The organism is Microcoleus sp. S28C3, assembly GCF_036700785.1.
GTDB classification, from domain to species: Bacteria; Cyanobacteriota; Cyanobacteriia; order Cyanobacteriales; family Microcoleaceae; genus Microcoleus; species Microcoleus asticus.
In genome coordinates this window covers 33914-47687 of sequence record NZ_JAUBPO010000058.1, presented here as the reverse complement: position 1 = coordinate 47687, position 13774 = coordinate 33914, and the positions used below count along the sequence as shown (strand labels likewise).

Annotated in this window: 9 protein-coding genes; 6 read left to right on the top strand and 3 right to left on the bottom strand. The window is 45.4% G+C overall.

The window, feature by feature from the left end:
- The coding region (locus tag QUA13_RS18120; RefSeq protein ID WP_333200658.1) for a tetratricopeptide repeat protein at positions 1 to 1542 on the bottom strand (1542 nt) is incomplete at its 3' end.
- A gap of 317 nt (positions 1543 to 1859) precedes the next feature.
- Entirely contained in the window at positions 1860 to 4520 is a 2661-nt protein-coding gene (gene alaS, locus QUA13_RS18115; RefSeq protein ID WP_333200656.1) for an alanine--tRNA ligase, read from the bottom strand.
- A 538-nt stretch (positions 4521 to 5058) separates the two neighbouring features.
- On the opposite strand from alaS, the gene QUA13_RS18110 reads away from it, so the two are divergent.
- Complete coding sequence (locus tag QUA13_RS18110; protein WP_333200654.1) at positions 5059 to 5181, top strand: hypothetical protein; 123 nt, start codon at positions 5059 to 5061, stop codon at positions 5179 to 5181.
- Positions 5182 to 5246: 65 nt separating this feature from the next.
- Here QUA13_RS18110 and QUA13_RS18105 read toward each other — a convergent pair whose 3' ends face one another.
- The gene (locus QUA13_RS18105) at positions 5247 to 5414 is read right to left on the bottom strand and encodes a hypothetical protein (RefSeq protein WP_333200652.1); all 168 of its coding nucleotides are present in this window, start codon (positions 5412 to 5414) and stop codon (positions 5247 to 5249) included.
- A gap of 105 nt (positions 5415 to 5519) precedes the next feature.
- On the opposite strand from QUA13_RS18105, the gene QUA13_RS18100 reads away from it, so the two are divergent.
- From QUA13_RS18100 to QUA13_RS18080, 5 genes are read left to right on the top strand one after another with little or no spacing between them, the layout of a single operon-like run.
- Positions 5520 to 6128 carry a hypothetical protein gene (locus QUA13_RS18100; protein WP_333200650.1) on the top strand — a complete coding sequence of 203 codons (609 nt, stop codon included), beginning with the start codon at positions 5520 to 5522 and terminating at the stop codon, positions 6126 to 6128.
- A gap of 6 nt (positions 6129 to 6134) precedes the next feature.
- Positions 6135 to 8834, top strand: a complete 2700-nt coding sequence (locus QUA13_RS18095) for an OmpA family protein (RefSeq protein ID WP_333200648.1) — start codon at positions 6135 to 6137, stop codon at positions 8832 to 8834.
- 2 nt (positions 8835 to 8836) lie between these two features.
- The gene (locus QUA13_RS18090) at positions 8837 to 9373 is read left to right on the top strand and encodes a Rab family GTPase (protein ID WP_333185361.1); all 537 of its coding nucleotides are present in this window, start codon (positions 8837 to 8839) and stop codon (positions 9371 to 9373) included.
- Entirely contained in the window at positions 9370 to 10923 is a 1554-nt protein-coding gene (locus tag QUA13_RS18085) for a PAS domain-containing sensor histidine kinase (RefSeq protein WP_333200646.1), read from the top strand. Before QUA13_RS18090 ends, QUA13_RS18085 begins: the two co-directional genes overlap by 4 nt.
- Before the next feature lie 60 nt (positions 10924 to 10983).
- Positions 10984 to 13767 (top strand): adenylate/guanylate cyclase domain-containing protein, encoded by a 2784-nt coding sequence (locus QUA13_RS18080; protein ID WP_333200644.1) that lies wholly within the window; start codon positions 10984 to 10986, stop codon positions 13765 to 13767.
- Positions 13768 to 13774 lie beyond the last annotated feature (7 nt).

Here is a 13774-nt window from a genome sequence, read left to right as displayed (position 1 = left end):
GGTGTAAACTTCACTAGCTGCTTCAAAAAATGCAATCGCCTTTTCGATATTCTCACCCCGTTCTCCTTTGATTCTGTTACTGTAAGCAGCAGCCAAATTATTTTGAGTATTAGCCCAATCTTCCGGGAAAGCATCGCGGGTACGAACTTCTAAAGCTGCTTCATAAAGTGCGATCGCCTTTTCGATATTCTCACCCGGTTCTCCTTTGATTCTGTCACTGTAAGCATTTGCCAAATTATTTTGAGTCATCGCCCAATGTTGCGGGAAAGCATCGCGGGTGTAAACTTCACTAGCTGCTTCAAAAAATGCAATCGCCTTTTCGATATTCTCACCCCGTTCTCCTTTGATTCTGTCGCTGTAAGTCAGTGCCAAATTATTGTGAGTCATCGCCCAATGTTCCGGGAAAGCAGGGCGGGTATAAACTTCACTAGCTGCTTCAAAAAATGCGATCGCCCTTTCGATATTCTCACCCCGTTCTCCTTTGATTCTGCCACGGTAAGCATTTGCCAAATTATTTTGAGTGTGAGCCCATTGTTGGGGAAAAGCATCGCGGGTGCGAACTTGTAAAGCTGCTTCATAAAATGCGATCGCCCTTTCGATATTCTCACTCCGTTCTCCCTTGATTCTGCTATAGTAAGCAAGTGCCAAATTATGTTGAGTCATCGCCCATTGTTGGGGAAAAGCATCGCGGGTGCCAAGTTCTAAATTAGCTTCATAAAATGCGATCGCCCTTTCGATATTCTCACTCCGTTCTCCCTTGATTCTGCCACGGTAAACATCTGCCAAATTATGTTGAGTCATCGCCCATTGTTGGGGAAAAGCATCGCGGGTGCGAACTTGTAAAGCTGCTTCATAAAATGCGATCGCCCTTTCGATATTCTCACTTCGTTCTTCCTTGATTCTGCTATCGTAAGCATTTGCCAAATTATATTGAGTCATCGCCCAATCTTGGGGGAAAGCATCGGGGGTGTAAACTTGTAAAGCTGCTTCATAAAATGCGATCGCCCTTTCGATATTTTCACTCCGTTCTCCCTTGATTCTGCTATCGTAAGCATATGCCAAATTATTTTGAGTCATCGCCCAATCTTGGGGAAAAGCATCGGGGGTGTAAACTTGTAAAGCTGCTTCATAAAATGCGATCGCCCTTTCGATATTCTCACTCCGTTCTCCCTTGATTCTGTATAAGTAATTCCATCCCAGACTCTTTTGAAACCTTGCCCAATCTTCTGAGTAAGCTTCGCGAGTAAAAATAGTTAATCCTATATCCAAACAAGCAATCGCAATCTCTATGTTGCTTGCCCGACTGCCTTGCTGAAGACTTGAAAAGCTTATTTCTAAACATAAAAAAATATTAGCAAGATAGTATGGTGGGTGTACCTCCAACTTTTCCAGAGTTTGAGTTGCCCCCTCTCGCAGATATCGGGCAAAATCATCGTCTAATAATTCGAGATGGGCTTGCAGGATGGCGGTTTGTTCGTCGCTGGGACAGGTGAGGAGAGATTCAATCAGGGTGAGATAGGCTTGGTGGCGTTCTTCGTTCATTTTTGCTACCCATGTTTGTATGATTTTACATTTTTTGCGGGGGGAATTCAAGGGAGTTTTGAACCGCAGATGTTGGCGGATGGACGCGGATAAACGCAGATGTAAGGGCCAAAATATCCGGTAGCAGCCTGCGGAGATTCAGGCAGACGGAAGCGATCGAACTGACGATTAGGCCCCGATCCCCCCTAGCCCCCCTTAAAGAAGGGGGGGACAAGATTCCGATCAAAGTCCCCCTTCTTAAGGGGGATTTAGGGGGATCTAGCCTCCGCTATAAACGAGAGATAAAAAGAGTTTTAGTCTCCCAGACAAAACCCAGATTAACCCAACCCTTCAAGCAACAAATTGCGAGCACTTTCCAACGCTTCCTGCAACTTACTTGCCTCGCGTCCCCCAGCTTGCGCCAAATTCGGCCGCCCGCCACCTTTTCCGCCGCAAATTTGAGCAATTCCTCCGATAAACTTGCCAGCTTGCAATCCTTTCTTATTAACTTCAGGACTAAAAGCTGCCACCAAACTTACCTTGTCCGGTTCAGGAATTGATGCCAAAACAACCGCAGCATTTCCTAACTTTTGCTGCAATCTTTCCGCCGCAGTTTTCAGCGCTTCTGTATCCACATCCCCCAATTGAGCTACAATGATTTTGAATTCGCCGAGATCCTCAGCCGCACTCAACAACTGGTCGGATTTTGCGATCGCCAATTCCGACTTTAAAGCAGCCAAATGTTTCTGAGTATCCTTCAACTCATTCTGCAAATTAGTAATCCGGTTCGGCAATTCTTCAGGCTTCGCCTTAAATCGATCGCCCAAATCGCGCACCACCTTATCCCGCACGTTCAAATAGTCCAAAACAGCTTGACCCGAAACCGCTTCAATCCTGCGAGTTCCCGCCGCTACCCCCGCTTCCGAAACAATCTTAAACAGCCCGATTTCTGCCGTATTGCTGACGTGAGTCCCCCCGCACAATTCCATCGAAACGCCGGGAAAATCGATCACCCGCACCACGTCGCCGTACTTCTCGCCAAACATCGCAGTCGCGCCTTTTTCCCTCGCTTGGGCGATCGGCATTTCTGCAACCTCAGCAGCGTGCGCCTCAGCAATCCAACTATTAACTAAATCCTCAATTTTCTGCAACTCTTCTGCTGTCACAGCGCGCGGAGAATTGAAATCAAACCGCAATCTCTCAGACGATACCAGCGAACCAGCTTGCGAAATTGAATCGTCCACAATTTTTCGCAAAGCTGATTGTAATAAGTGAGTTGCTGTGTGGTTAGCCTGAATTCGGCGGCGACCGCTATTGTCAATTTTCGCAGTAATACTATCGCCAACTCTCAGGGTTCCCCGTTCCACAAAGCCGAAATGCACGAAGAAATCCGATTCCTTCTTCACATCATCAACTCTTACCAACAAAGCCTCTCCATTCTCTACCTGAATGCTGCCATTCAAATAGCCTTTATCCCCAATTTGTCCGCCGGATTCAGCATAAAACGGCGTTTGGTTCAAAACAACTTGTACCTCAGTACCTGCGGCTGCTTCCTCCACCGATTTGCCGTCAACCAAGATAACTTCCACCTCAGCTAAACTCGACAATTCAGCATAACCGACAAACTCAGTTCCTTGGATAGTTTCAGCCAACTTATCCAAAGAACCCTGCACGGTTAAATCGATAGTTTGTCGAGCATCTTTAGCGCGAGTTTGCTGTTCCTTCATCGCCAATTCAAAGCCGTCCAAATCCACAGTAATTCCCTGTTCCTCAGCAATTTCTTGAGTCAGTTCTAAAGGGAAACCGTAGGTATCGTAAAGAGTGAAAGCATCTTTACCGCTGATTTGTTGGTTGGTTTGCTGTTTTGTGCGATCGACAATTTCCTCCAGCAGCTTCTCTCCGCGTTCCAAAGTCTTGAGAAACTGCGCCTCTTCCCTTGCCAATTCCGCCTTAATTTGAGCTTCCCGCTGCCGCACGTTCGGATAAGCTGCTTCCGAAAGGGCGATCGCACTTTCAGCCACCCGCACCGTAAATTCGCCCTCAATTCCAATCAGCCGCCCGTGGCGCACCACCCGGCGAATCAACCGGCGCAAAATGTAACCCCGACCCACATTCGACGCGCGAATTTCGTCCGCAATCATGTGCACCACAGCCCGAATGTGGTCGCCAATTACTTTCAGCGAAACCTTGACTTTTTCATCGCTATTGTGGTAATCAATCCCGGCAATTTCCGCCGCCGATTGAATGATGGGAAAAATCAAATCTGTTTCGTAATTATTGGGGACTTTCTGGAGGATTTGCGCCATCCGTTCCAGTCCCATGCCAGTATCAATATTTTGATTTTGCAGCGGTGTTAAATTGCCCTCTGCATCCTTATTGTACTGCATGAAAACCAGGTTGTAGAATTCAATAAACCTGCTATCATCTTCGAGGTCAATATTGTCGCCTCTTTCCGGGTGGAAATCGTAGTAAATCTCCGAACACGGGCCGCAGGGGCCTGTCGGGCCGGATTGCCAGAAATTGTCATCTTCTCCCATGCGCTGAATGCGATCGCCCGGAATGCCAATTTCATCGCGCCAAATCGCAAAAGCTTCGTCATCTTCTCGGAAAACGCTAACAACTAAATTGGATGCTGGTAAACCGAAAACTTCCGTGGAAAGTTCCCACGCCCAGGCGATCGCCTGTTTCTTGAAATAATCCCCGAAACTGAAGTTACCCAACATTTCAAAAAATGTGTGGTGGCGGGCGGTGCGGCCGACGTTTTCGATGTCGTTGGTGCGGATGCACTTTTGAGAAGTGGTGGCGCGCGGTGATTCGGCGGCGCGCTGTCCGAGAAATATCGGCTTGAATTGTAGCATTCCGGCGATCGTCAGCAACACAGTCGGATCTTCGGGCACCAAAGAAGCACTCGGCAAGATTTTATGTCCCCGCTGAGCATAAAAGTCGAGGAATGTTTGGCGGATTTGGCTGCCACTGAGAAACTTAGGAGAAATAGACATGACAAAAACAGTTAAGTATGTAAAGATGTAGCAGCAATAGAACTTACATCTATGTGGATATTTATATCATTATACTTAGTAATGTAAAGACCTATCAAGTTTTGCAAATAGTGCTTTACTGCTCGGAAAGCTCGTGCTAACTTAATAATAGACACCCGGACAGAAAGAGAAAGGAGGTCGCTATATTTAGAAAGAAAGTTCGAGGATATAGGCATGGTGTCTCCGGTCTAGATTCCCAGGCGCAGCAGAAATTAACCGAACACAACTTGGAATAGTGGCGAACTGCCGATCGAGCAGTCAAGCCAAACCGCAGTCGAGTCAGACTTAGTTGTAGTTGCAAATTAAAAGTAAAGCTGCACAAGTTGTAAACCCTAGTAAGTAACAGTTCTCAATCGGAAACACATCTCGTTTGTTAAAAAAAACAAAGCTCTCCTATTATTGGGTCTGGTCGCTGTCGATCGGGCCCTATGAATTGTTATAGGGCGATCGCAAGAGGAGAGGGTTCGAGAGGGAGAGAGGGCAGAGTTCGACTGCATAAATGCTTTTTGCTGAAAAGAAACTTCCCTCGGAGCCGATCGGCGATCGATCGGTGCAGCTTTTGAGTTATATCTTATACATAAGACCTGTGCGATCGCGGCCGCAGCTTTTTGCCGGGGTTTAAGCCCTGTGGTATGAGGCACTGTCAAGATGCGATATGATTGAAGATGTCAGTCAAGACTTTAAAACCTACCCCGCTTTATAGCAGTCTACGCTTCTGTGAGCTTGCTGCAAGGCAAGGATAGCAAACCGCCATTCATTTGTGGTGACAAAAACTGGCTCAATAATTTGAATCTCAGGATATTTAGAGTCAATATTCTCAAAAATTCCATCCCCGACGCAGGGGTGAGAGTTCAAACAATAAAAGCCCGCCCACTCAAAAAAGCTAGTGCCACTAACAACTGTCGTAAATCACTAGCACACTTCTTAAACTCACAATCTCTGGAGATTCCAGGTACAAGCATGGCAGAAATAACTAAAGAAGAAATGCGCGAACGGCTGGGAAATATCGACCAGATTCGCGATATAATTTTTGGAGCGCAGCTTAGAGAATACGACAATCGCTTCGATAAAATAGATTCAGACTTGTCGATGATGCAGCAAGATATGCAAGTTCGCATCGAACAAGTAAAAACAGTTCTGTCTGCCGAAATGAAGGCGGCAGTTGATTCGTTAGAAAAGAAAGTTAAATCGCTCACCTCAAACACCCAAGAAGAAAGCGCAGACATCCGTCAGCAAGTCGATCGCGTTAACCGCAAATTCTCCAGCAGCATGGAAGCCCTGGACGAGGCGATGGACAATCAAACCAGTTCGCTTCGCGACGAACTCTCCCAAACCAGAGAGCGACTATTTGAAGAAACCCGCACTTTGAAAACACAGGTTTTTGAAGAACTAGATCGCCGCTTTTCCATGCTCAGAGATGTTAAAGTTTCCCGAGACGACATGGCAGAAATTCTGTTTGAACTCGGCATGAGGCTCAAAGGAACAGAATTTGTCCCCGAACTTAAAGGCGTTGCTGATAATAAGTTAAATACCGAATTTCTGTTGCCGGAGCGCCACCATCACGGATAATAACGCATGGCTTTACCGAAAGAAAATCCGGCTGACGAAGATGAGTTAGAGGGTTTTGTTTCTAAACCTGACGAGTCCGCTGCCGATGCAGCAACCCAGCTAGAACCCTTGCTGAATCTGTTAGTCGATCTCAAAATTATTGCTGGTTCAAACCAGCAAAATGCAGAGCCAGAAGGTGACAGCAGCAGCGAAAACAATCGAGCTGGGGCTCTCGGCGGGTTGATGGATTTGTTAGGTATTTCTTCAGAAAAGCAAGAGGAAGTTGCAGCGAGTCTGCCCGAAACTGGCGATCGCAAACCGGAGTCTGGCGATTCCCTGGCTGTTGCAGACGAGTTCAAAAATTTGCTGTTCGCTACTCACAAACTCAACTCTTCAGAACTGGAAAAAGACTATTCATCAGCTAAAACTATAGATGTTTCAGCGATCGTCCAGCCGGATTTGGAGGAGAAATCAGAGCCACTCCCAGAGTTGTCTGACTTGACAATGAAAGATTCTCTACAGGAAGTACAGGCTCAAAAATCCCACGGGTTCGATCGGCATTTACAGGATGTTTCCCCTCCCGAAACCGAGTCGAAATTCTCGGTAATTCCCCATAACCCCATAGTTTCCCCAGTCTCAAATCCACCAGAAACTGGATATTTAGATGCTGCGATGGCTTCGGCTATAGAAATCCCCAACTTACTAGAACAGCCGACAGAAATATTAAGCCAAATTAAACAAGACTTAAATCAAGCCGACAGCGCGATGGAAACGCTGCAAAATCTGATTTTCGGCTCAAAAATATCAGATATCGAGCAAGTCAAAAATCTGCTGGCAGAAAACGACTTGCCGGGGGTGCGCCACCTGATGGCAACAATCGACGAGAAATTAGGAAAATTGGAGCACCAAATCTACGAGCCCCAAGAGTTGATTGAGTTGATGCTGCCTTGGATCGCAGAAATTCTCAGCCGCAAAATTGCCGATTCCAGAGAAGAAGTTGTCAAGGCTATCGGACCAATTATTGACGAAGTGATTAGGGCAAAAACTGTCGAAAACAAGTCGGCAATGAGTGCGGCAATAGCTGAGCTGCTTCCCGACGCACTTGCTCAACAAATAGTGAATTCGCCAGCGGATATTGCTAAGGCGATCGCCCCAGAAATCGGTCTGGCAATTAAAGAGCAAATTCGCCTCGACCAAGAGTCGATCGCCCAGGCCCTCGCCCCGGAAATGGGCAAAGCGATTACAGCCCAAATAAAACTCGAACGCGACTCTATGGTGGATGCCCTCTATCCCGTAATTGGCAGTACAATTGCCCGATACATGGCAGAAGCTATCAAGACAATCAATGAAAAAGTGTCCAATGCCATCAGCGTCGAAGGATTCCAGAGAAAAATTCGCTCCAAAGTACAACGAGTCTCCGAAGCTGAATTAATCCTCCAAGAATCAGTACCCTTTACCGTCCAAGCAGCATTCTTAATTCACAAAGCATCTGGCTTGATAATTTCCGAAGTTCAAAACTCAGAAAGCTACCAGTTAGAATCAGAAATGGTAGCAGGAATGCTCACAGCGATTCGCAGCTTTGTTAACGAGTGCATCGTTGAACCCGGAGAAGCTTCAGAACTCAATCAAATTGAATACGGCGACTCCAAGATTATGCTAGAAGTAGCGGGATACTGCTACATGGCAGTCGTGATTAAAGGAGAACCGCCACATTTGTTTATCAAAAAACTGCGGCAAACAGTTAGCGATCTTATCCTTAATTACGCTCAAGAAATCCACGAGTTTAACGGCGATCCCGGTACTATACCGGAGTCGCTGCACCCGTTCCTAAAAAATTTATTCGACCCGCTTCACAAAGAAAAATCAACAAAACCCCCGATCGCCCTAGCGGCTATCAGTTTAACAGCCCTGAGCTTAATCTTAGTACCTTGGGGAATTTATCAGTACCACCGCAGCATTGACCGCCGCCTCGAAGCAAATGCCGCTTTAGCTTTAGCATCGACCCCAGAATTAGCGGTTTACCGCTTAAATGCCGACGTTGAAGGCAACACTCTCAAGTTAACCGGACAGTTGCCAAATGCACAATTGCGGGCAAAAGCTGCAAAAATAGCTGCATCAACTGCACCCAATCTAAAATTAGAAAATAAAATTGTTGCTGTAGATGTACCCCCAGATCCTGTTTTGGCAGCGGCTGAAGTGCAGCGGATCACTGCTGTTTTGAACCGCTTGTCGGGCGTTTCTATTTCTAGTCGGTATGGCGATCGCAAAGTTACAGTAGATGGCACAGTTATGGACCTAGCAGACACACAGAAAATAGCTCAGTCCTTGAAGCAAATTCCCGGTGTTCAGTCGGTCATCAGTACGGTTAAATTAGATCCCCTGAAAATTACAACCCGCATCTACTTCGAGCCAGGAACCACAAAATTAGACTCTACATATGGAGAACTCATCGCCAGTGTCAAAAATTTCATGGCTCAATATCCTCAAAAACATATTAAGATAATTGGACACAGCGATCGAACTGGGGAACTTGCTACAAATCAACAGTTGTCGCTCAAGCGTGCCGAAGCAGTGCGAGATGCTTTAGTGCGACAAGGTGCTGACCCGAAGCGCCTCCAAACCGTCGGCAACCCCAATCCTCCTGCCGACGTGGAACCGAATCAACCGCGACTTTTAAGCAGATGCGTGCTATTTGAACCAATAACTAAGACCGTAAACAGTAAATAATTATGTCAGTTACTATATCTAAAAAAATGTGCATGATTGGCGATTTTGGCGTCGGCAAAACCAGCCTGATCCGCCGTTTTGTCGATCGGCAATTCAGCGACCAGTACCTGTCTACTGTGGGAGTAAAAATTTCCCGAAAAAGCGTAGAATTAGAAGGCGTAAAACAGCGGGAAAACGTGACTGCACAGTTGCTAATTTGGGACTTAGAAGGGCATACAAAATTCAAAGGAATAGCACCGACTTACTTGCAGGGAGCAAGCGGTGTTTTAATCGTTGCCGATGTCAGCCGATCCGAAACAGTTGAGCGAATCTCCGAACACATTCAGCTTTTTTCTTCAGTCAATCCTAAAGGGTCAATAATCGTCGCTTTGAACAAAGTAGACTTGATTGACGAGGAAAAATTGGGGGTGCTAGTCGAAATATCCCATTCGATAGGTCAAGACAAAGTAATAGCAGTTTACGCGACATCTGCTAAAACAGGCAAAGACGTTGACGAAATCTTCTATAAACTAGCTTACACAATGGTAGAACAAGTATGAACCCCCTTTTGAAAAAGCTGTTGGAGCCGCGAAAAACCGAGTATTTTGTATTAAATCACCATTTCATCATTCAGGAAACCTCCGCCAAAGTGCAGCATTATGCCGATACTCCGGGCTACGCGATACCCGGTGCAGATGCTCGCACGAGTTTTCCAGAACTGATTGGCATTGAAAATATCCTCATGTCTATCATGATGGGACGGCTGCCGAGTTTTGATCTCAAAGGTATCGCTCGGTTTGCCGACCACAACCGCCCTTTATACTTTGATATGTTGGCTATCAAACATGAAGACGAACAAGAAGATGTGCCCAGTAAATTGCTAATTTTGATTGAAGATGCCACCGACAAGATGGTGATGAAGCAATCGTTGATTCAGAGGGCGAATGAAGCTAATCTTTTGGTGAGCGCCTTAGCCGCTTCTAACGATTATATAGATAAAGTTATTCGCTCGATGGGCGATGCTTTGTTGGTGACAACAACATTAGGAACTATCAAAACAGTCAATCAATCAGCACAATGGTTATTTGGGTACAGCGAAGCAGAATTGATCGGCCACCCCCTCTCCACAATAGTAGTCGAAGAAAAATTGCTTTACCAAGCTCGCCACCGCTATATTTTGTCTCATAAAGAGCTGCTAAAAGAACTGGAAGTAATCTGCACTACTAAAGCAGGAGAAGAAATTTGGGTAGAATTTTCCTGTGCGGCCATTCAGACAGAATTACAGGAACTTTACGATTTCATCTATATCGGCAGGGACATCACAGAACGCAAGCAACAAGAAATAGAAATTCGCCGCTCCTTGGCAAAAGAGCAAGAACTCAGACAGGTAAAATCTCGTTTTTTTTCGATGCTCGCTCACGAATTTGGCAATCCTTTAAATACAGTATTATTTGCTACTAAAATCCTCCAAGACTACGGCGACCAAATCACCCACGAGGAAAAACAAGAATACCTCGAACACGTTAAATCAGCATCTAAACACATGGCTCAGCTATTAGATGACGTGCGGTTGCTCAGCAGCGCCGAAGCCGGAAAACTCGAATTCAATCCCGCACCAGTTGACTTACAAAAATTTTGCAGCGAGTTAGTAGAATCAATTAAAATTAGTTACGCAAAAAATCATACCATTAATTTTATTTGCCCCGAGTTAGTTCCGCCCGGGAAAAAAATAGAGAACGAGTCGGAGGAAACGCAAAACTGGCCCGCACTCGATGCAAAATTGCTGCGGCACATCTTGACAAATTTGCTGTCAAACGCTGTCAAATATTCGCCGATCCACAGCAATATTTATTTTGAATTAAATTGTGACAATGAAGAAGCTAAATTTCAAATTAAAGACGCAGGCATTGGCATTCCTATTGAAGACAGAGAACAACTCTTTGAATCTTATTACCGAGCGCAAAATGTCGGAAAAATACCAGGTACAGGACTGGGTTTATCCATAGTGAAGCTGTGTGTAGACTTGCACGGAGGTCAAATCGAATTTTCCAGCGACAAAGGTGTAGGCACTACCTTTGCAGTCAAAATTCCCTTTTACAAACAGAGATAAATAGATTAATTTCAGATAATTCGCTACAACAGAGGGCGCGTTCACTACTACAAATCTCACATGAAAACCTTATTAAAAAAACTGTTAGTTCCCCACCACTTGGAGTACCTAGCACTGGATAAAGACTTTTTAATCCAAGAAATCTCTCTCAAAGTGCAGCGGTTTGCCGATAGTCCCGAGGAAGTAGTCGCCGGCAACGATGTCCGCATTCCCTTTCCCGAATTGGTGGGGAGTGAAGAAATTTTAATCGATATTTTTGAAAGACGTTTGCCCAATTTTGAATTAAAAGCGATCGCGCGGGTATTAGGAAATGGCTTGCAGCTTTATTTTGATATGTATATCGTCGAGTTCACCGATGACGATAATTATCAGAGATTAATTATATTTTTTGAAGACGTAACCGACAGGATGGGTTTGGAACAAACTCTAGTCCAAGCTACCAATGAAATGAATATTTTGTTGACTACCTTAGCCGCTACTAATAATTATGTTGAAAAAATTATTAGTTCAATGGTCGAAGTTTTATTGGTAACAACAGCCTTGGGAAAAATTAAAAAAGTCAATCAAGCGGCTCAAGATTTGTTCGGTTACAGCGAATCAGAATTAGTAGGCCAGCAAATAGACGCTCTTGCTGCTGTTGGCTCCTCTTTGCAAGCAGTCAGCCAAGATCCGCCTCAACAATCTCAAACTAACACCGAGGTAATTTGCCGGGCCAAAAACGGACAAAAGCTAACAGTTTCGTTTTCCTGTACGGCGATTTCGACTGACATTAAAAGCAGTTTTGAAGCAAGAGCCGCCGTTCAAGATTTCGTGTACATCGGCCGCGATGTGACAGATAGACAGCGCGCCCGCCAGCGACAAATAGTTCAGTACGTAACCACCCGCATCCTGTCGGCATCCGAAACAATCAAAAAAGCTCTAGCAGCAATTCTCCCCGCAATTTGCGACAGCTTGGGATGGGATACCGCCGAACTTTGGATGCCAGAAGCTGGGGAAAAACTGCTGTCAGAAACTAACAGAATAACTGCGGTTTCCGACCCCAATTTGCGGTGCGTCGCCAGTTGGACAAAACGCTCAGTTTCTATCCCCAAATTTGCCGAATTTACCGAACAAATGACCTGTGCGTTTGGTGAAGGATTGCCCGGTCTCATTTGGGCCAGCGGTTCCTCTCAGTGGATTGCAGATGTCACAGAAAGCGAGAGTTGTCTGCGCCGAGAAATCGCCGCCCAAGAAGGACTGCACGGAGCTTTTGGCTTCCCAATTTTGGGCGACTACGAGCAGGAAAAATCTGCTAGGTCTGTGTTGGGGGTAATGATTTTTTTCAGCCGGGAAGTGCAGTGTTTTGATGAAGAATTGCTTCAGACAATGGCAACCATCGGCAGCCAACTGGGTCAATTTATCAAGCGCAAGCAAGCGGAAATAGCTTTGCGGGAAAGCGAAGAACAACTGCGAGACTTATTTGAAAATGCTACTGACTTAATTCAAAGTATTGGAGCCGACGGTCATTTTTTGTATGTAAATCGGGCTTGGCGGGAAACTCTGGGCTACAGCGAAGCAGAAATTGCTCAAATGACTGTGTTTGATATTATTCATCCCAACAGTTCCCAAGAGTCTCTGGATATATTGTATCAAGCTATTATCAATAAAAACGTAAATGAAAATACAGTTTGTCCAGACTCAATTAGAGCAATATTTATTACTAAACATCACGAACAAATTTTGTTGGAAGGTAGCATAAGCTGTAAATTTGCGGAAGGTTCGCTAGTAGCGATTCGCGCTATTTTGCGAGACATTACTGCTCGAAAGATGGCAGAAGACGCCCTCGCAAAATCTGTGTCCCTGCTGCAAGCAACTTTTGATTCTACTGGGGACGGTATTTTAGCTATTGACAGCAGAGGAAAAATAGTCACTTTCAATCGAGAATTTGTGGAAATGTGGGGCATACCTAATGAAGTGATGGCACTCCGAGACGACGCCGCAACGATCGCCTTTGTCCTGAACCAACTCAAAGATCCCCAAGCATTTCAAGAGAGAATAGAATCGCTTTACGAACAGCCAAAAGCCGAAAGTTACGACTTGTTGGAATTTCAAGATGGCAGATTTTTTGAACGCTATTCGCAACCGCAGCGGCTCGGAGATCAAATTATCGGCAGAGTCTGGAGTTACCATGACATTACGGAACGCAAGCAAGCAGAAGATGCCCTGCGGGAAGAACAAGAAAAATCAGAAAACCTGCTGTTAAATATCTTACCCAAGGCAATAGCAGAACGCCTCAAACAAAACGAAACTACTATTGCCGAATACTTTCCGGAAGTGACTGTTTTGTTCGCCGACATTGTGGGGTTTACTGCTTTGTCTGCCGTCATGAATCCGATCGAACTCGTGGAGATCCTCAATCAGATTTTCTCAGGATTCGACCTTTTGTGCGAACGGCACGGGTTAGAAAAAATCAAGACCATCGGCGACGCATACATGGCGGTTGGAGGGCTGCCCAATCCCCGGGCAGATCACGCAGAGGCGATCGCCAAAATGGCCCTAGATATGCAAGCAGAAATAGCCCGATTTAATGCTAATCATAATAAATATTTTAGCATTCGCATTGGCATTCACAGCGGCCCGGTTGTTGCCGGAGTAATTGGCATCAAGAAGTTTATTTACGATTTGTGGGGCGATACGGTAAATATTGCTTCCCGCATGGAATCTCAGGGTTTGCCTTGGCGGATTCAAGTCAGCGAAACAACTTATAAATTAGTGGCAGACAAATATTTGTTTCAGGAGCGAGGAATTATTGAAGTTAAAGGCAAAGGGGAAATGAAAACTTATATTCTCCTTCGGCAAAAATAAGATCGGT

Coding starts and splice junctions, on each gene's coding strand:
- QUA13_RS18110 (WP_333200654.1), top strand. CDS start 5,059: ATGCTTTTTGCTGAAAAGAAACTTCCCTCGGAGCCGATCGGCGATCGA.
- QUA13_RS18090 (WP_333185361.1), top strand. CDS start 8,837: ATGTCAGTTACTATATCTAAAAAAATGTGCATGATTGGCGATTTTGGC.
- QUA13_RS18100 (WP_333200650.1), top strand. CDS start 5,520: ATGGCAGAAATAACTAAAGAAGAAATGCGCGAACGGCTGGGAAATATC.
- QUA13_RS18080 (WP_333200644.1), top strand. CDS start 10,984: ATGAAAACCTTATTAAAAAAACTGTTAGTTCCCCACCACTTGGAGTAC.
- QUA13_RS18095 (WP_333200648.1), top strand. CDS start 6,135: ATGGCTTTACCGAAAGAAAATCCGGCTGACGAAGATGAGTTAGAGGGT.
- alaS (WP_333200656.1), bottom strand. CDS start 4,520: ATGTCTATTTCTCCTAAGTTTCTCAGTGGCAGCCAAATCCGCCAAACA.
- QUA13_RS18085 (WP_333200646.1), top strand. CDS start 9,370: ATGAACCCCCTTTTGAAAAAGCTGTTGGAGCCGCGAAAAACCGAGTAT.